Below are 18,858 nucleotides of genomic sequence, written 5' to 3'. Positions count from 1 at the left end.
ACCTCCAATACTATCTTTGCCCTGCTGAAGAATAGTTACTAAACGTAACTTAAAATTGAAATTATACTTCTGATTTTTTCTCATAAAAATGCCCCAAATAAGTGTCTAACTTTTTGGGGCATGTCCAAGTGTGGAGCCTTTTTTATTTTAGGATAACCCCAAAATTTCCTTATTAAATCTCTCGTCTGCACCAGTGGATGCAAAATCATCGAAAGCTTTATCCGTTACTCGAATAATATGGTCTTCGATGAACTTAGAACCTTCTGTTGCGCCATCAATCTGATTTTTGATGCAACACTCCCACTCCATCACAGCCCAACCATCGTAACCATATTGGGTCAATTTACTGAAAATAGTCTTGAAGTCTACCTGACCATCACCTGGCGAACGATAACGTCCTGCACGATTTAGCCACGATTGATAACCTCCAAAAGTTCCCTGTCTCCCCGTAGGATTAAACTCGGAATCCTTCACATGAAATGCCTTTATACGCTCATGATAAAAATCAATATATTGAATATAATCCAATTGCTGTAATACAAAATGTGACGGATCATATAATAAACAAGCTCTTGGGTGATTATTTACCTTTTCTAAAAACATCTCATAAGTCACACCATCAAACAAATCTTCTCCTGGATGAATTTCATAACACACATCCACTCCCGCCTCATCGAAAGCATCCAAAATTGGCGTCCAACGACGAGCTAACTCTGTAAAAGCTTCATCCACCAAACCTTCCGGTCGCTGCGGCCAAGGGTGAAAATATTGCCACAACAAAGAACCACTAAAAGTTGCATGTGCTTTCAATCCTAAATTTTGAGAAGCTTTTGCTGCATATTTTAACTGTTGCACCGCCCATTCCGTACGCGCTTTTGGATTATTGCGAAATTGTTCTGGAGCAAATGCATCGAATAACTTGTCATAAGCAGGATGTACAGCTACCAATTGACCTTGTAAATGCGTTGATAATTCTGTGATCTCTAATCCCAATTCTTGCAACTTACCCTTATACTCGTCTGCATAAGTTTTACTTTCTGCTGCTTTTTGTAAATCAAAATATTTTGGATCACTTGTAGGAATTTGCAAACCTTTAAAATCTAAAGATTTTGCCCATTTAGCAATATTCTCTATAGAGTTAAAAGGCTCTTCATCAGAAATAAATTGTGCTAAAAATATTCCTGGACCTTTGATTGTTTTCATAAAAAAAAGTTTACTCTTCTTAAATTAATAATTCAATGGTATTAAAAATAGGCAAAATTTATTGGGATTAAAATTGTCTTGAGCTGTATTGTTAGAAATTTAATACTTTTCCTTCTCTTTTGATTTGAAAAATACGGCTAGTTATTGCTTTTTGTTTTTTTCTTCTATCCATAGCGACATATACTTTGTAGCATTTACCTGCTGTTGAAGTAATATTTCTCCGATAAAATTGCTTTTTCTAATTTTTTCAAGGGAGTCTTGACAAGCTATTACATGAGCTTCTAAAGCTTCAGAAAACCTAGTATCAGCAAAATATTGATTAAATAACTCAAAACCTACTTGGCTCATCTCTTCCCAGATTTTTTTGTTTTCATACAGTTCAACACATTTCTCTACGAAATCTTCATTATTATCGTCCACAAAACCATTCCAGACTCCCTCAGTCATAGATTCCGCACCTACAGTAGTGGTTACAGATGGAGTTCCCACAGCCATAGCATCGACGAATTTTCCTTTAGCGCCTGCTCCGAAAGGAATTGGTGCTATTAAAACCCGATAATAAGAAATGGTCTGTCGCGCATCCTCAACTCTACCTTTTACCAAAAATTTTTCTTTTACATTATTCAATTGTAAAACTTTCTCAGAAGCATAGGCACCATAAATATGCAATTCAGCTGATGGACATCTTTTTCTAAGTAAGGGCCAAATGTCCCTCTTAAGTACTTCAACAGTACGAAAGTTTGGTTCATGAATGAAATTACCAATAAAAACAAAGTGATTTCTTACCTCGAATGACGGTAAATTCTCTTGATGTTGCACAGACAAGTATTCTTCTTGAAAAGGAAGATAAAATAGTTTCTCCCGAGCAACATTAAACTGTCCTTCTAACAATTCCATTTCTGTTTGAGAAATGATTAGAGATATGTCCGATCGTAATATTGAAGCAATTTCTCTTCTAGCTGTAGCAGAATAATAATTTACAGGTGTACTTTTTTTATACGCTTCTTGACGAGCCAATCGTACAAAATGCAAATCTTCGGTATCCAATATTCGCAAAGCATTAGGACAATGTTCGGCGACTCTCCACCCGTATTGCTCTTCCACCATAAATCTATCAAATACAACAATATCAGGTCTGAGCTCTAAAATGTATTCATCAAATGAAGAATCATTCAAAAAAATAGCATCTTCTAGCACCCCTAGGGAAGTCAAGTCTGCGCTATGAATTGACTTCGATGCCGCAGAAACAAAGTAAACTTGACCGATTTTGCTAAAACATTTTATCAAGTGCAAAATACGCCATCCAGCGGCTGAAGAGGTCGGCTCTGGCCAAACTAATCCTATAAATAAAATTTTCAATTTCGTTGAACTAAGTACTAAAATTTTATATATCTTTAATTATACCCACAAAAATATAACATTTATAAACTGAAATAATGGGAACCTTTCAAATAAAAGAAGAATCCACTGTATATGATGCTATTGTAGTTGGATCTGGCGCTGGAGGTGGCATGGCAGGCTATATATTGGTAAATGCAGGTCTTAAGGTATTAATGCTAGAAGCTGGACCTTTTTTTGATCCCGCAAAAGACGCTCTACAACTAAGATGGCCTTGGGAATCTCCAAGAAGAGGCGCGAGCACAACAAGACCCTTCGGAGACTTTGATGCTGCTTACGGGGGTTGGCAAATTGAAGGAGAGCCTTATACTCATGAAAAAGGCACTGAATTTGACTGGTTTCGAGCGCGAATGCTCGGAGGAAGGACTAATCACTGGGGGCGCATTTCTTTGAGAATGGGACCAGATGACTTCAAACCGAAAGACAACATAACAGATGCTTGGCCCATTACTTACGATGAAGTAAAGCCTTTCTATGATCGAGTAGACCGAATGATTGGTATCTATGGTACAGTAGAAAATCTTCATAATGAACCTGACGGAATTTTCTTAAAACCACCAAAACCCCGTTTAAATGAACATTACATTATGCGTGGGGCTAAAAAATCTGGTGTCACGGTAATTCCTGGGCGTGGTTCAGTATTGACAGAAGCACTTCCTGGAAATAAAGATCGTGGAACCTGCTTTTATTGTGGTCAATGCGGACGTGCATGTAAAGTTTATGGAGACTTCTCTTCTTCCTCTTGCTTGGTAATTCCAGCGATGAAAACAGGCAACCTCACGGTTATCGACAATGCGATGGTTCGTGAAATCTTAAGTAATGACGAAGGGCTTGCTACAGGTGTTTCCTATGTTAACACCAAAGATTTAAAAGAATATTCTGTAAAAGGAAAAACAATAATTCTTGGTGCATCTGCTTGTGAAAGTGCACGGTTAATGCTTAATTCCAAATCCAAAGCTCATCCAGGCGGTATAGGAAATTCTTCCGGACTTGTCGGAAAATATTTGCACGACTCTACTGGTGCTGATGTAGGAGGATTTCTTCCTCAATTGCTAGATCGCAAAAGATACAACGAAGATGGTGTCGGTTCCGTCCACATTTATTCACCATGGTGGCTTGGAGACAAAAAATTAGATTTTGCGCGGGGTTATCATATTGAATATTGGGGTGGTATGGGTATGCCTTCATACGGTTCTTTTCACGGTGTACAGAATTATAATCATTTAGCGACTCGTACAGATGGTCTTCCTCAAGAATCTGGAGGATATGGATTATCGTTGAAAAATGATTATCGAAGATTTTATGGAGCAAGTGTCGGAATGTCTGGGCGAGGTACTGCACTAGCGCGTAAAGAAAACTATTGTGAAATTGATCCGAATAAAGTAGACAAATTTGGAATACCTGTCCTTAAATTTAATTATACATGGACGAACGAAGAAGTTAAGCAGGCCAAGCATATGATTGAGACCTTCCAAGAGATAATGCACAATATGGGTGCTGTTATTACTTCCAATATTCCTGATGAAAGTCAATTGTATGGGTTAGCAACTCCGGGAAAAATTATTCATGAGGGTGGAACAACTAGAATGGGTGATAATTCTAATACCTCTGTACTGAACAAATGGGGACAGGCGCATGACTGTAAAAATTTATATGTTGTAGATGCGGGCCCATTCGTACAGCAAGGAGATAAAAATCTCACCTGGACTATATTAGCATTGTCTATGCGTACAGCAGAATATATATTACAAGAAAAAAAGAAATTAAATAGCTAAGCCATGAATAGAAGAGATTCCTTAAAAGCTTTGGGTTTGATTGCAGCAGGTTCAGCGGCGGCATTATCCAATAGCTCATGTGATAGCCCTACGAAACCTACAAAAGTTGTAGGTGACGAGAAACTTCCTGGTGTACAAGACTTTGAACACGAGCGCACCCAGGCTTTGTACTCAGAACAATATTTTGACAAACATGAGATGGCAACTATTGCTATCTTAACAGATTTAATCATTCCAAAAGACGACAATTCACCTTCAGCGACTGAAGTTGGTGTTCCAGACTTTATTGAGTTTATTGTAAAAGATATCCCTAGTCACAAGTTACCTATACGAGGTGGACTGAAATGGTTAGATGTATATGCACAAAAGAAATTCTCCAAAGCATTTGTTGAATTGTCTAAAGAAAATCAAACGAGCATTTTAGACGAAATAGCATACCCTTCTAAAGCGAAGCCAGAAGTTTCACAAGGTGTAAGCTTTTTCAATCTTATGCGCGACCTTACCTCATCGGGGTACTTAACGACCAAAGAAGGCATTTCTTTTTTAGGGTATGCTGGAAATCGTCCTGGTGTATGGAATGGTGTACCTGAAGATATACTCAAAGAACACGGTTTTGATCTTGCTTAATAATTTTTTTGGTTGAAGAATTTGTAATTTTGCAGTTCACAAAAAATTTAGAATATGTTAGGTTTAAAATTGCTGACTGATCCACGCTGGGCAAATATTGCCGAATCGAATTTAGAAGAAATTCTTACAGACCATGCTTGGTGTGAACAGAAAGCGGCTTCAAATTCAATTATGTTGATCACACAAAATCCTGAATTTGAAGACTTGGTTCATGAATTAACGGATATTGCTATTGAAGAAATGCAACATTTCAAAATGGTAATTGATATAATAAAAGATAGAGGATACACATTAGGACGTGAACGCAAAGACGATTATGTCGGTCAACTAATGAAATTTTTAAGGAAAGATGGTTCACGCAATCAGGCATTTGTAGATAGACTACTCTTCGCCGCAATGATTGAAGCACGTAGCTGCGAACGCTTTCGCGTGTTGAGCAAAAACATAAAAGATGAGTTTTTAGCGAAGTTTTATTACGATTTGATGATTTCCGAAGCGAATCACTACACCACATTCTTAAATTTTGCTCGAAAATACGCCGTCGACGTGGATGTAGATACACGTTGGCAAGCTTGGTTGGACTTTGAAGGAGAATTGATCCAATCTTACGGAAAAAAAGAATATATTCACGGATAGAAAAAAGCACCAACAATTTGGTGCTTTTTTCTTAATGTAGATTAAGAAATATCGACGAAGCAAAGACGTAAATTTGTAGTATTAAGAAAGGAGAATAATTATGTTAGAATTAGGTGTTGGAATGTTCGGAGATTTACAAATAGATCCAACAACAGGACAAATACAATCCGCACAACAACGACTACAAGAGATTATAGAAGAAGTAAAATTAATGGATGAAGTTGGTTTAGATTTCTTCGGCATGGGTGAGCATCACCGTGAAGATTATGCTGTCGCTTCACCAGAAATTATACTTGCAGCTGCTGCATCTGTCACTAAAAACATCAAGTTAGGGTCTGCTGTTTCAGTTATTAGTTCAACTGATCCTGTCAAATTATATAAAGACTTTGCTACAGTAGATTTAATATCTGCTGGACGTGCCGAAATAATGGCTGGTAGAGGATCTTTTATTGAATCTTTTCCAGTTTTCGGATACGATTTGAAAGATTATAATGAATTATTTGAAGAAAAATTAGATTTATTATTGAAGTTGAGATCCAATCCAACAATTAATTGGACAGGAAAATTTCGCAAATCATTGATCAATCAAGATATTTTTCCTCGTCATACAGAAAATGGGTTGCCAATATGGATAGCGGTAGGTGGCACTACCTCATCTGTTATTCGTGCAGCAAAATTAGGTTTACCTGTTATGTTTGCAATTATTGGTGGCGCATGGGAACAATTTGAGCCTTTATTCGAAATGTACAAACAAGCGTATGAAGATAATGGTCATACGATGTCTAAATTTCAAGTTGGAGTCCATATGCATTCCTTTTTTGGAGACGATAGTATAAGTATTGCCGATAGTTATTACCCAACGTATGCTGCTCAAATGAATAGAATCGGTTCTTCAAGAGGATGGCCTTCTTATCAAAGATCACAATACGATTTTGGTCGTTCTAATATTGGTCATTTAGTTGTGGGAGACGCAAATCAAGCTATAGATAAAATTTTGGCCGTTCAAGAAAAATTTGGCTTAACAAGGTTTTCAGCTCATATGGATGTAGGGAGTCCTGATCACAAAGATATGATGAGATCTATCGAAATTTTTGGAACGAAGATAGCTCCTAAAGTAAGAGAAGCTACAAAATAAACTCTAAAATGCGACAAATATAACTTGTCGCATTTTTCTTTTATGGAAATTCAGAATAATTGCATCTTACAACTAAAACATATTATGAAAAGATATTTTATATATACAGGTGTACTTGCGGCTCTATTAATGAGTTGTAATCATTCTTCCGAAAATAAAAATAATATTCCTGAAACCTTAGCCACGACGGAAGAATACGTAGCTGATGGTGTGTCTAATATAAATTCTGATAAAATCCTCTTAAGCTCTGAGTCTAATGAAGCGCCCTCTTCTCCCGTAGCCAATAATTCGAATACAAATTTGGATAAACAATCTCTAAAAACTATCAAAATAATCCGAAATGGTAATCTATCAGTTGAATCAAAAGATATTAAAAAAACCAAACAAAGATTAGACGATTTTATAAAAAAAGTTGAGGGATATTATGAACAAGAAACCACATCTGCCGGATCGACTTATACGAATTTAAATCTTATTGTTCGTATTCCTTCAGAAAAATTTGATAGTTTCATAACATCGATCGAAAAAGGCGATGACAAATTAACGAATAAAAGTATTAAAACAGAAGATGTTAGTTTGCAATACTATGATGTAGAATCTCGAATCAAAAGCAAAAGAACTTACCTCGAGCATTATCAAAAAATGGTTTCAAGTGCCAAGAGTGTTGAGGATTTATTGAAAATACAAGAGCAAATTAGACAACTCCAAGAGGATATAGAAAGCAACGAAAGTCTGTTTAAAAATTTAGCGAATCAAATTTCTTACAGTACAATCGCTATTGATATTTTTCATAGTGAGTCTGGTGGCTCAGTCTACAGCGAAACTTTATTCTCACAAATTAAAGATTCTTTTATTGCTGGCTGGAATTTAATAAGAGAAATATTCTTAGGAATAATAACTATTTGGCCAATTATTTTAATAGCAATCAGTTTAATAATAGGTTGGAAAAAATATAAAAAGAAACGTATCAATAAATAATAATTGCAGTCTTTGAGTGTAATTATTATTTCAAATTAGAAAAATCTAATGTCTTAAGAATCTCTCTTAATTCCTCATGGGTACACCCCTGTCCTTTTAAAGTAACCAAAAAACGATTTAGATGTAACCATTGTATTTCAGTGTCTATATTATTATTGCTTTTGTTTTCTTTAATAATACCCTTTTCAAAATCAAAATCTTCTACTTTGTCTATTTGAAAAGCTAAGAAAAGGAGAGCTAACATATTGACACCTACCTCTCCAGCCCCATCTAATATATTTATTAAAACGACCTTATTAGCACCTTCATCCTCATATGATGCTTTAGCGGAAGCAGCACCTACAGTAGACATGTCTGCTACTAAAAAATCGTTACGTCTAAATGAAGCCACAGACACAGGTAAGATTGATTTGAGCTTTTCATTTGATACTGGTCTTAATGATCTAAGATGATTCATCCTAATCTCCATTTCCTTTGTATACTTTTCCATCTTTGACATGTGTTTCAAAGTATCCAATTTATCAAAAATGCTCGTCTCCATTTTTGATAAATTATTATCTTCTGGATCCCTTCTGCAAGAAGAATAACAGAATAATATCATTCCAAAAAGACCTAGATAAAGTTTACTTTTCATAAAATAAGGCTTAGACTTTAATTAAAAATATATATTATATTAACAATTTTCGTTCTAATTAATCAATATTTATATCTAGATGTAGCGTATAACTTATATATAAATAAAATTTTATGAAAATACATTATAAGTTATTAAATTTGAAACAATTACTATGATCACACAGTCTACATCAGACGTCATTATATCGGTAGAAAACGAGTATCAACCAGAATACTCAAACCCCGAGAATATGCACTTTATGTTTGCGTATAGAATTACTATTGAAAATAATTCAGATTACACGATACAGTTAATGACTAGGCATTGGGATATTTTTGACTCAATTGGAGAAGTTAAAAACGTAGATGGAGAGGGTGTGGTCGGACAACAACCTATATTGGCTCCTGGTGAATCTCATCAATATATTTCGGGCTGCAATTTGAAAAGTGAAATAGGTTATATGCAAGGCTATTATACAATGAAACGTGAAATTGATGATCACCTTTTTAACGTAGATATCCCAAGATTTAATTTAATAGCAAGCTTCAAATTAAATTAACACTTCTTTGTCATAAACAATATGCTTATTATAGTTTTTTAACATACAAAAACGAATTAATACGTATTTTTGTAATCGGATAATTATGCCTGAAACAAATTACAAAGCATTGGTATTGGGGTCTTCTGGATTAATCGGTAATCAGACCATCAATTTATTATTGAATAATAATAAATATGAGTCTGTATATACCATTTCACGAACAGAACTACCAATTAGACACAGCAAATTAATTCAGATAATTGCAGATTATGATAGTATTGAAAAACATATCGACCATCTCAAAATAGATCATTTTTATAGTTGTGTAGGTACAACTGCCTCCAAAACACCAGATAAAAGTAAATATTATCAAATTGATCTTGAATACCCTAAAAAAGTAGCTCAAATACTAAAAGGCAATGGCTGTGAAAGCATCTCCATAGTAAGTAGCATTGGTGCAAATAATACTTCATCAAACTTTTACTTAAAATTAAAGGGAGATGTAGAAGATGCTATTAAAAACACAAATTTATCAAGTATACATATATTTAGACCCTCACTTCTATTGGGAGAAAGAAAAGAGTTTAGACTTATGGAACGTATTTCACAAATAATATATCCCATAATCAATCTCTTTCTTATAGGAAAATTAAAAGACTATAAAAGCATACACGCAAAACAAGTAGCGTCAGCGATGATTAATGTTTCACTCTCCCAAACTAAGGGCATAGATATATACCAAACACAAAAAATAAAAGAATTAGCGTGAGTATTATTAGCACAGAACAATTAGGTCATTCTTTCAATGATAAATGGTTATTTAAAGAATTACATTTCGGCTTACAAAAAGGTGATCGAGTAGCCTTGGTGGGTATAAATGGAACAGGAAAATCCACTTTATTAAAGTTACTTGCCGAACTATTTCCTCCCCAACAAGGTAAAATTGTAAAAGAAAAAGGTATACGTATCGGCTATTTACCACAAGACCCCGATTTTACTGGGTTAAATACTATCAATGATTTTATTTTTTCCAATGACAACGAGCAACAACAATTAATTAAAGAGTATGAAGAAATTGTTGACAAGGAAATAATCGACGAGAAAAAACTCGCCGATATAATGGATCGCATGACGGCCTTGGATGCATGGGAATACGAAAATGATATTAAAACAATTCTAAATCGTTTATCCATTTCAAATTTTGATCAGAAAATAGACAGTTTATCTGGTGGTCAAAAGAAAAGATTATCTCTAGCTAAACTTTTGATTGATGAGGCTGATGTATACATTTTAGATGAACCTACGAATCATCTAGATATAGAAACAATTGAATGGCTTGAAAAACTCTTAACAACGGGTCAGAAAACAGTTTTAGTTGTCTCTCACGACAGATATTTTTTAGATAACATTTGTACTGAAATTAGAGAATTAGACAAAGGGAAGTTATTTTCATACAAAGGAAATTACGGTTATTTCTTAGAAAAGAAAGCAGAGAGAGAATACAGCGATATTCTATCTGCAGAAAAAGCGAGAAACTTACTTCGTACAGAATTAGAATGGATGCGACGCCAACCGAAAGCTCGTGGTACAAAATCTAAATCCCGAATTGATTCTTTTTATGAATTGGAAGAAAAGTCAAAGGGTCCTCGTTCTCAAGATAAGGTTCAATTAAGCGTAAAAGTATCTAGACAAGGTAATAAAATTTTAGAACTTGAAAATATTAGTAAAAGTTTCAAAAACAAAACTGTTATTAACGACTTTTCTTATGTTTTCAAAAAAGGGGATCGTATAGGATTAACAGGGAAAAATGGAACTGGAAAAAGTACATTTCTAAATTTAATAACGTTAGCACTCCCCCAAGATAATGGTGTTATAAGCGTTGGTGAAACGACAAAATATGGCTATTACAAACAGGGTGGTTTAGAATTCAGCGAAGGAGAACGCGTATTAGATGTTGTTAAAAACATTGCTGATTATATCCAGATGGCTAATGGGGATACACTTACTGCCTCCCAACTTCTTACACTTTTTCTCTTTCCGCCGGAGAAACAATTTGGTTTAGTTACTAAACTTAGTGGTGGTGAAAGAAAAAGACTACAGCTTATGCGTGTTTTAATGGCAAATCCAAATTTTCTAATCTTAGATGAGCCATCCAATGATTTGGATATTGACACATTAAATGTATTAGAAGACTTCCTTTTAAACTTCCCGGGTATCTTAATTCTAGTTTCTCATGATAGATATTTGATTGATAAATTGACAGATCAGTTATTTATTTTTGATGGAACAGGAACAGTATCTATCTATAATGGAAATTATGCAGACTTCAAATTTGAACAAGAAGAAAAATTAAAAGAAGAAAAGCTAGCGGAAAAGAAACTAAAAGCTAATCCTATAAACAAAACAATTGAAACAACCAAAAAGAAGTTGTCCTTTAAGGAGGTAAAAGAATATGAAGATTTGGAGGTAGGAATAGCGAAATTAGAAACAGATATAGCTAACAAAACTATAGAACTAAATAACACAATAGACCACGCTACATTATCTAACATTTCTAAAGAAGTAGAAATGCTACAAAAAGAATTGGATAAAAAATCAGAACGCTGGCTAGAGCTGGCAGAATTTATATAACGTTTCACGTGAAACATCAACAAAAACCAAGAAGGTTCCACGTGAAACAAGAGAAAGAAATATGTTTAATAAATATAATGTTATAGTTGTTGGTGCTGGACACGCTGGCTGTGAAGCGGCGGCAGCAGCGGCAAACTTAGGATCATCTACCCTACTCATAACAATGAATATGGGGGTAATAGCACAAATGAGCTGTAACCCTGCCATTGGTGGTGTAGCAAAAGGGCAAATTGTACGCGAAGTAGACGCAATGGGAGGCTATACTGGAATTATAGCAGACAAGTCTACGATTCAATTTAGAATGCTCAATAAATCTAAAGGCCCTGCTATGTGGAGCCCTCGAACGCAAAACGATAGAATGCGTTTCGCGGAAGAATGGAGACTACAATTAGAGTCACTTCCGAATCTAGATATATGGCAAGATACTGTAAAGGAAGTAATAGTTGAAGGTAATACAATAAAAGGTGTAATTACATCTTTAGGAATCAAAATTGAATCTGATGCTGTTGTCTTAACAAACGGAACTTTTTTAAATGGAATAATACACATTGGTGAAAAGAAATTTGGAGGAGGTCGAACAGGAGAAAAATCAGCCACTGGACTTACTGAACAATTAGTCTCATTAGGATTTGAATCTGGTAGAATGAAAACTGGTACTCCCCCACGTATTGATGGAAGAAGTTTGAATTACTCTGTCATGGAAGAACAATGGGGAGATGAAGAAAAAAGTAGATTCTCATATACCAATGTAGAAATGCCAACCGAACAAAGATGTTGTTGGATTACTTATACGAATCATAACGTACATGAAATACTGAAAACTGGCTTTGAAAAATCACCAATGTTTACGGGACGTATTAAAGGTTTAGGACCAAGATACTGCCCATCCATTGAAGATAAAATAAATAGATTTGCAGAGCGTGATAGACATCAAATATTTGTTGAACCAGAAGGTTTTAAAACTAATGAAATTTATGTCAACGGTTTCTCTACTTCATTACCAGAAGATGTACAGCAAAAAGCACTAAGACTAATACCTGGTTTTGAAAATGCAAAAATGTACAGACCGGGATATGCCATAGAATATGACTACTTCCCTCCTATGCAGTTGGATTTAACGCTAGAAACGCAATTAGTGAAAAATCTATTTTTCGCAGGTCAAATCAATGGAACGACAGGATATGAAGAAGCCGCTGCGCAAGGATTCGTAGCAGGTGTAAATGCGCATCAAAAAGTTAATGATTTGCATGAACTTATTCTAAAAAGATCTGAGTCTTATATAGGAGTATTAATAGACGACTTAGTTACAAAAGGTACGGAAGAACCATATCGTATGTTTACATCTAGAGCAGAACATAGATTATTACTTCGTCAAGATAACGCTGATATACGTTTAACACCAATAGCTCACAAAATAGGATTAGTTTCTGATGATAGATTAGAGAAAGTAAATAAGAAGATAAAAGAATCTGATGATTTAATACAGTATATGAAAGACAACTCGGTTGAACCAAATATGATCAATCCGATACTTTCAGAAATAGGATCTAGCAAATTGACACAAAAATCGAGGCTATATAGTGTATTGAGCAGACCACATATTACTATACAGCATTTAGCGAGTGCAGATTCAAAATTCAACGAAAAGATAGAATCTTACAATTTAGAAACAATAGAACAAGCTGAAATCAAAGTTAAATATGATAGTTACTTTGATAAGGAAATGGAAATTGTAAATAAAATGAAGAAAATGGAAGACAAAGAGATTAATCCAGATTTCGATTATAAATCATTAACTTCCCTATCGATTGAAGCAAGAGAAAAACTGTTAAAAGTAAAACCACGTACGTTGGGACAAGCATCACGAATATCGGGAGTATCTCCGTCAGATATTAGTATACTGATGGTACATATGAATTAAAGAAAACATAAATTAGCGATATAAGAAGATTAGTTATATGAAAACCGTAGCAATATTATATAAAATAAAGAACCATAAACAAAGTTTACTAAGCAACTTTATTACTTTATTAACACTGATTATATCGCTATTCTTTATAGGCTGTGCAAATATGCAAACGCCAACTGGAGGACCAAAAGATTCAATTCCACCAAATCTATTAAGTGAATTACCTAAAAATCTAAACAGAAATTTTAAAGATAAAATTATACAACTTGATTTTGATGAATATATTAAACTAAACAACTATCAAAAAGAATTTAGTATATCACCAGATGTAGATAAGCAGCCAGAGTACAAAATAAAAAAGAAATCATTACTAATTACTTTACCAGATTCACTAGAGGAAAATACAACTTATACCATAAATTTTGGTAAAGGTCTTGTAGACTTTAACGAAGGAAATCCTATTGTAAATTATAGCTATGTCTTCGCTACAGGTCCAGAATTAGATTCTTTGTCTGTTTCAGGATCAGTTACAAATGCATACACTAAAACTTTTGATCCCAAACAAGATTTGTCCGTACGTGTATTACTTATCCCTACAAGACAAGACACTATATTTGGTAAGAAAAAAGCTAATATATTTACGAGTGTAGATAGTACAGGAAATTTTAATATAAAAAACTTAAGAGAAGATACGTATAGAATATATGCACTAAAAGAAGAAAATAACGATCGTATATATAATAATGCTGAAGAACTTATTGGATTTCTCAAAGATAGTATAGTTTTAAAGCAAAATATTAAAGATATTAAGTTAGAATATTCTAAAGGAAAACCTAAGGATTTTAGAGTATCGGATAGAAAAATTCAAAAAGATGGTAGAATTTCAATGCGGTTCAATCAACCATTAGACTCCCCTTCTATTCGTATAATTTTTCCAGAAGAACTACAAAAACAGGCATATTATAAATATGCTGAAACGAATGATTCCCTTTATATAACATTACCAAAAAATGAATTCGATTCTATTAAATTTGAAATCTCAGATCGTAAAATTATATTAGACAGTATAATTTTAAGAAGAGGTAAAAACGATAAATACAATAGAGAACTAATACCAAGACTTAACATTACTAATAAGGTCGATAAGATAAATCATATCACTATTACCAGTGAATTTCCTATAACAAATATTGATAAAGAAAAAATAATAATAAAAGAGGATACAGTTTCACGACGAAATTTTCAATTGCAAAAAGATACGATCGATACAAATTTATACCACGTAAGATTTAATTGGAAAGCAAAGAAAAGCTATGAATTAATAATTGAAGAAAAAGCTATTTCATCTATTTATACTGATCCAAATAAAGAATTGGTAACAAAATTTACATTAGATGAAACAGAAAATTTTGGAGATATTAATTTTACTATAAATAATTTGGATAGCAATATAAATTATATCGTACAACTAATGGATGATAAAAAGGAGAAAGTCATAGATAATAAATACCTGTATAATTCTAATCAATTAAAGTATAGTAAATTTCCAGGCGGTAAATATACGCTAAGAATAATTAAGGACATTAATAAAAACAATCGTTGGGATGGTGCAGATGTATATAATAAAACACAAGCTGAACCTATTTGGTATTTAGATAAACCTTTTACTATCCGTGCAAACTGGGAACAAGAAGAAACTATTGATACTAAATTTGAATAGATTATTTATGGTCTGAAAACCAACTTGAATAAAGCACATAATTGTGTGGTAGATTTTTCAATAAAGCCATTTGCTCTTCAGTAAGTGGTTTTATCTTTTTTGCAGGCACACCAGCATATAAATAACCTGATTCGCATAAAGAATTTTCTAATACTACAGCACCAGCAGCAATAATAACATTAGATTCTATAACAGTCCTATCCATTACGATTGCTCCCATACCAACTAATACATGATCATGAATCACACAGCCATGTATTATAGCATTGTGACCAATATTTACATAATTACCAATATCAGTACCATTCTTAAGATATGTACCATGTATAGTTACATTATCTTGAATATTACTATACTTACCTATTTTTATATAATTCACATCTCCACGTACCACAGCATTAAACCACACAGAACAATGTTCACCAATCGTAACATCACCGACAATAGTACAATTAGGTGCTATAAATGTATTTTCTCCTATAAATGGGAAAGAATCTTTAACAGGTAAAATAGTAGCCATATGTTACAAAATTGTATCTTCTAAATTTTTAGCATGATTTGGAAAATCTGTAGTATAATGCAATCCCCTACTCTCCTTACGGTTCATAGCGGATTTAACAACCAAATATGCTACTTGAATAACATTTCTTAGTTCACAAAGTTTTACGGATAATTTGGTGTTTTTATAGAAAGATTCTGTTTCTTCATATAATAATCCCAAACGTCTCATCGCCCTATCTAACCTAAAATCAGAACGTACTATACCTACATAATCAGACATAAATTTCTGTGTCTCGCGTAAATTATGCGTCACAAGAATATCTTCATTAAGCAACTTTGTATTCGAATCATCCCAAACGGGAATATTATCTTTATAAGAAATATTATTTATTTTATTAGAAGAACTTACAAAAATACGATGTGCATAAACTGCTGCCTCAAGTAAAGAGTTGGAAGCCAATCGATTAGCCCCATGCAAACCCGTAGATGAACATTCTCCACAAGCATACAAATTTACGATAGAGCTAGCACCAAATTCATCAACCATTATCCCACCACATAAATAATGTGCTGCTGGCGTAACGGGTATAAAATCTTTGGTCATATCCAAACCGATAGACAAACATTTATCGTATATATTAGGAAAATGTGATAATAGATCTTCCTTATAACGATGCGTAATATCTAAATACACATAATCCAAACCAGATTTCTTCATTTCAGAATCTATAGCACGAGCTACAATATCACGAGGGGCTAATGATCCACGTGAATCGTACTCCTCCATAAAAGATTCCCCATTCGAACGTCTCAAAATTCCACCAAAGCCTCTAACTGCCTCAGAAATTAAAAAAGCTGGATATTCACTTGGGTTATATAAAGCTGTTGGATGGAACTGAATAAATTCCATGTTACGCACCTTACCTTTCGCACGATATACCATAGCAATACCATCGCCTGTAGCAATAGTAGGATTTGTAGTACTTGAATACACATGACCTGCACCTCCTGAAGCCATAAGTGTAATTTTGGATAAAAATTTCTCTACTATCCCTGTACGGGTATTAAAAGCATATATACCATAACACTCTATATCTGTAGATTTTTTATCCACATGCACACCTAAATGATGTTGTGTAATCAAATCTACTGCAAAATAATGCGTAAGAATTTCAATATTAGGATGTTGATGTACCTTTTCTAGTAAAGCACGTTCTATTTCATAACCAGTTATATCCCTATAGTGCAAAATACGATGTGCTGAATGACCTCCCTCCTTTGCTAAATCATATTCACCTGAATCTTCTTTATCAAAAGAAGTACCATAGGCTATCAATTCTGCTATACGATCTGGCCCCTCTTTAATTACGTTTTCCACAACAAGTGGATTACATAAACCATCCCCAGCAACTAGGGTATCTTGTATATGATTTTCGAAGCTATCTGACTGATCTGTAACTACTGCCACGCCTCCTTGAGCATATTTTGTATTAGATTCATCTTCGTTGGATTTTGTAACTATTAACACTTTACCAACATCCGCAGCCTTCAAAGCGAAACTCAAACCTGCTATCCCCGATCCAACTATCAAAAAATCTACTTTTCTTTCCGACATAACGTTTTTACATGCTAAAAATTGAAACAAATTAACAAATAATGTGGAAAACGTGTAAACAAAACGTGAATTAAATTTTAAAACTTTTTATTATTCCACATTCCTATATTATTTCACACATGTTTCACGTGACAAGTATGGAAAAGTCGTCTTTATATTAACATTATTTTAACAATAAGATTTTAACAAAAAAATATGGAAACTAAAAAACGTGAAAAATCACATAATTGAAAATCAGCACTAAAAGATCAAGTTTGTGTGGATAAATTGTGTATAACTATAAAACAACTCAAAAATAAAATTAAAAATTATACAGTTATCCCCATTTTCCACAGACTAATAAACAATAAGATTCTTTCTTTAAAAAAAGATTATTATTTATTGAAAAAAAGGAATGTGAATTTCGTTTGAATTTCTTTGTTTACTTTTGTGAACTGGATTTGTCGAAAGGGTAAACCAAAATACAGAAGAGAGAATGAACAATACTTATCAAAAAGATTTGGAAGCAAAAGGCTTCATTGATCTTCCTGTGGATCCAAGTTTGGATTTAGTTCAGGAAATTCAACGTTTGAAAAAAGAAAAAAATGCTGTAATTCTTGCACATTATTACCAAGATGCTGAAATTCAGGATTTAGCTGATTATATTGGTGATAGTTTGGGACTTTCACAACAAGCTGCAAAGACAGATGCAGATGTAATTGTGTTCGCTGGTGTGCATTTTATGGCCGAAACGGCTAAAATTCTTTCCCCATCCAAGAAAGTTCTTCTTCCAGATTTGAAAGCAGGCTGTTCATTATCAGATTCTTGTCCTCCGCATCTTTTTGCAAAATTCAAAGAGCAATATCCTGATCATTTGGTGATTACCTATGTGAATTGTACAGCAGAATTGAAAGCTTTATCTGATATTGTGTGTACTTCAAGCAATGCGGTGCAGATTGTGGAATCACTTCCAGCGGATCAAAAGATTATTTTTGGTCCAGATCGCAATCTAGGTGACTATGTGAAAAAGAAAACAGGCCGTGATTTGGTATTGTGGAATGGTGCATGTATGGTTCACGAGATTTTTTCACGTGAAAAAATTGAAAATTTACGTGCAGAATACCCTGGAGCGAAGTTTATTGCACATCCAGAATGTGAAGAACATATTTTGGCTGAAGCAGATTACATTGGCTCTACTTCAGGTATGTTGAAATATACGATTGAAGATGAGGCTTCTACATACATAGTAGCAACGGAATCGGGTATTTTACATCAAATGCAAAAATCTAGTCCGCACAAAAAATTCATTCCAGCTCCGCCAAATAATGCATGTGCTTGTAACGATTGTCCACATATGAAATTGAACACGTTGGAAAAATTGTACAACTGTTTGAAATTTGATCAACCAGAAATTATTCTTCCTGAGGATGTTATCAATAGAGCACAAAAGCCAATTGAAAGAATGTTGGAAATTTCAGCTCGTCTAGGATTATAAAAATATTGATGTTTCACATGAAAATTATTTTTCGTGAAACATCAGCTAAAATAGTTTTGAAATCGGGGCATATTTTACATTTGCCCTATTTTTATCACT

At 33.9% G+C, this 18,858-nt stretch carries 16 protein-coding genes; 11 read left to right on the top strand and 5 right to left on the bottom strand.

Features of this window, described 5'->3' with window-relative positions:
* Nucleotides 1-147 precede the first annotated feature (147 nt).
* Together IPZ78_RS09685 and IPZ78_RS09680 are read right to left on the bottom strand one after the other, a co-directional pair.
* Entirely contained in the window at nucleotides 148-1,203 is a 1,056-nt protein-coding gene (locus IPZ78_RS09685; protein ID WP_225553120.1) for a sugar phosphate isomerase/epimerase family protein, read from the bottom strand.
* A gap of 141 nt (nucleotides 1,204-1,344) precedes the next feature.
* The gene (locus IPZ78_RS09680; RefSeq protein WP_225553118.1) at nucleotides 1,345-2,562 is read right to left on the bottom strand and encodes a glycosyltransferase family 4 protein; all 1,218 of its coding nucleotides are present in this window, start codon (nucleotides 2,560-2,562) and stop codon (nucleotides 1,345-1,347) included.
* A 77-nt stretch (nucleotides 2,563-2,639) separates the two neighbouring features.
* Between IPZ78_RS09680 and IPZ78_RS09675 the strand changes: the two genes are divergently transcribed.
* From IPZ78_RS09675 to IPZ78_RS09655, 5 genes are all read left to right on the top strand, one after another.
* Nucleotides 2,640-4,376 (top strand): GMC oxidoreductase, encoded by a 1,737-nt coding sequence (locus IPZ78_RS09675; protein ID WP_225553116.1) that lies wholly within the window; start codon nucleotides 2,640-2,642, stop codon nucleotides 4,374-4,376.
* A 3-nt stretch (nucleotides 4,377-4,379) separates the two neighbouring features.
* Nucleotides 4,380-5,003, top strand: coding sequence for a gluconate 2-dehydrogenase subunit 3 family protein (locus IPZ78_RS09670; RefSeq protein WP_225553114.1), 624 nt, complete (start codon nucleotides 4,380-4,382; stop codon nucleotides 5,001-5,003).
* Between the two features lie 54 nt (nucleotides 5,004-5,057).
* Nucleotides 5,058-5,639 carry a tRNA-(ms[2]io[6]A)-hydroxylase gene (gene miaE / locus IPZ78_RS09665; RefSeq protein WP_225553113.1) on the top strand — a complete coding sequence of 194 codons (582 nt, stop codon included), beginning with the start codon at nucleotides 5,058-5,060 and terminating at the stop codon, nucleotides 5,637-5,639.
* Between the two features lie 100 nt (nucleotides 5,640-5,739).
* Nucleotides 5,740-6,774, top strand: coding sequence for an Atu2307/SP_0267 family LLM class monooxygenase (locus tag IPZ78_RS09660; protein WP_225553111.1), 1,035 nt, complete (start codon nucleotides 5,740-5,742; stop codon nucleotides 6,772-6,774).
* Nucleotides 6,775-6,858: 84 nt separating this feature from the next.
* Nucleotides 6,859-7,752 carry a DUF4349 domain-containing protein gene (locus IPZ78_RS09655; protein WP_225553109.1) on the top strand — a complete coding sequence of 298 codons (894 nt, stop codon included), beginning with the start codon at nucleotides 6,859-6,861 and terminating at the stop codon, nucleotides 7,750-7,752.
* Nucleotides 7,753-7,777: 25 nt separating this feature from the next.
* Here the strand turns inward: IPZ78_RS09655 and IPZ78_RS09650 are convergent, their stop codons facing one another.
* Entirely contained in the window at nucleotides 7,778-8,386 is a 609-nt protein-coding gene (locus tag IPZ78_RS09650) for a hypothetical protein (RefSeq protein WP_225553107.1), read from the bottom strand.
* A 154-nt stretch (nucleotides 8,387-8,540) separates the two neighbouring features.
* Between IPZ78_RS09650 and apaG the strand changes: the two genes are divergently transcribed.
* From apaG to IPZ78_RS09625, 5 genes are all read left to right on the top strand, one after another.
* Nucleotides 8,541-8,927 carry a Co2+/Mg2+ efflux protein ApaG gene (gene apaG, locus IPZ78_RS09645; protein ID WP_225553105.1) on the top strand — a complete coding sequence of 129 codons (387 nt, stop codon included), beginning with the start codon at nucleotides 8,541-8,543 and terminating at the stop codon, nucleotides 8,925-8,927.
* An 85-nt stretch (nucleotides 8,928-9,012) separates the two neighbouring features.
* Nucleotides 9,013-9,678, top strand: a complete 666-nt coding sequence (locus IPZ78_RS09640; RefSeq protein ID WP_225553102.1) for an NAD-dependent epimerase/dehydratase family protein — start codon at nucleotides 9,013-9,015, stop codon at nucleotides 9,676-9,678.
* Nucleotides 9,675-11,540 carry an ABC-F family ATP-binding cassette domain-containing protein gene (locus IPZ78_RS09635; RefSeq protein ID WP_225553101.1) on the top strand — a complete coding sequence of 622 codons (1,866 nt, stop codon included), beginning with the start codon at nucleotides 9,675-9,677 and terminating at the stop codon, nucleotides 11,538-11,540. The genes IPZ78_RS09640 and IPZ78_RS09635 overlap by 4 nt, the downstream gene beginning before the upstream one ends.
* Nucleotides 11,541-11,601: 61 nt before the next feature.
* Nucleotides 11,602-13,461, top strand: a complete 1,860-nt coding sequence (mnmG, locus tag IPZ78_RS09630; protein WP_225553099.1) for a tRNA uridine-5-carboxymethylaminomethyl(34) synthesis enzyme MnmG — start codon at nucleotides 11,602-11,604, stop codon at nucleotides 13,459-13,461.
* 151 nt (nucleotides 13,462-13,612) lie between these two features.
* Complete coding sequence (locus IPZ78_RS09625; RefSeq protein WP_225553097.1) at nucleotides 13,613-15,169, top strand: Ig-like domain-containing domain; 1,557 nt, start codon at nucleotides 13,613-13,615, stop codon at nucleotides 15,167-15,169.
* A gap of 1 nt (nucleotide 15,170) precedes the next feature.
* On the opposite strand, the gene IPZ78_RS09620 is transcribed toward IPZ78_RS09625, so the two are convergent.
* Both IPZ78_RS09620 and nadB read right to left on the bottom strand, forming a co-directional pair.
* Nucleotides 15,171-15,689, bottom strand: a complete 519-nt coding sequence (locus tag IPZ78_RS09620; protein WP_225553095.1) for a gamma carbonic anhydrase family protein — start codon at nucleotides 15,687-15,689, stop codon at nucleotides 15,171-15,173.
* Nucleotides 15,690-15,692: 3 nt separating this feature from the next.
* Entirely contained in the window at nucleotides 15,693-17,285 is a 1,593-nt protein-coding gene (gene nadB, locus IPZ78_RS09615) for an L-aspartate oxidase (RefSeq protein ID WP_225553093.1), read from the bottom strand.
* 475 nt (nucleotides 17,286-17,760) lie between these two features.
* On the opposite strand from nadB, the gene nadA reads away from it, so the two are divergent.
* Complete coding sequence (gene nadA, locus IPZ78_RS09610; RefSeq protein ID WP_225553091.1) at nucleotides 17,761-18,759, top strand: quinolinate synthase NadA; 999 nt, start codon at nucleotides 17,761-17,763, stop codon at nucleotides 18,757-18,759.
* The last annotated feature ends 99 nt before the right edge of the window (nucleotides 18,760-18,858 follow it).

The organism is Sphingobacterium bovistauri, from assembly GCF_020295405.1.
Classification (GTDB): domain Bacteria; phylum Bacteroidota; class Bacteroidia; order Sphingobacteriales; family Sphingobacteriaceae; genus Sphingobacterium; species Sphingobacterium bovistauri.
This window is presented reverse-complemented; position numbering and strand designations above follow the sequence as displayed.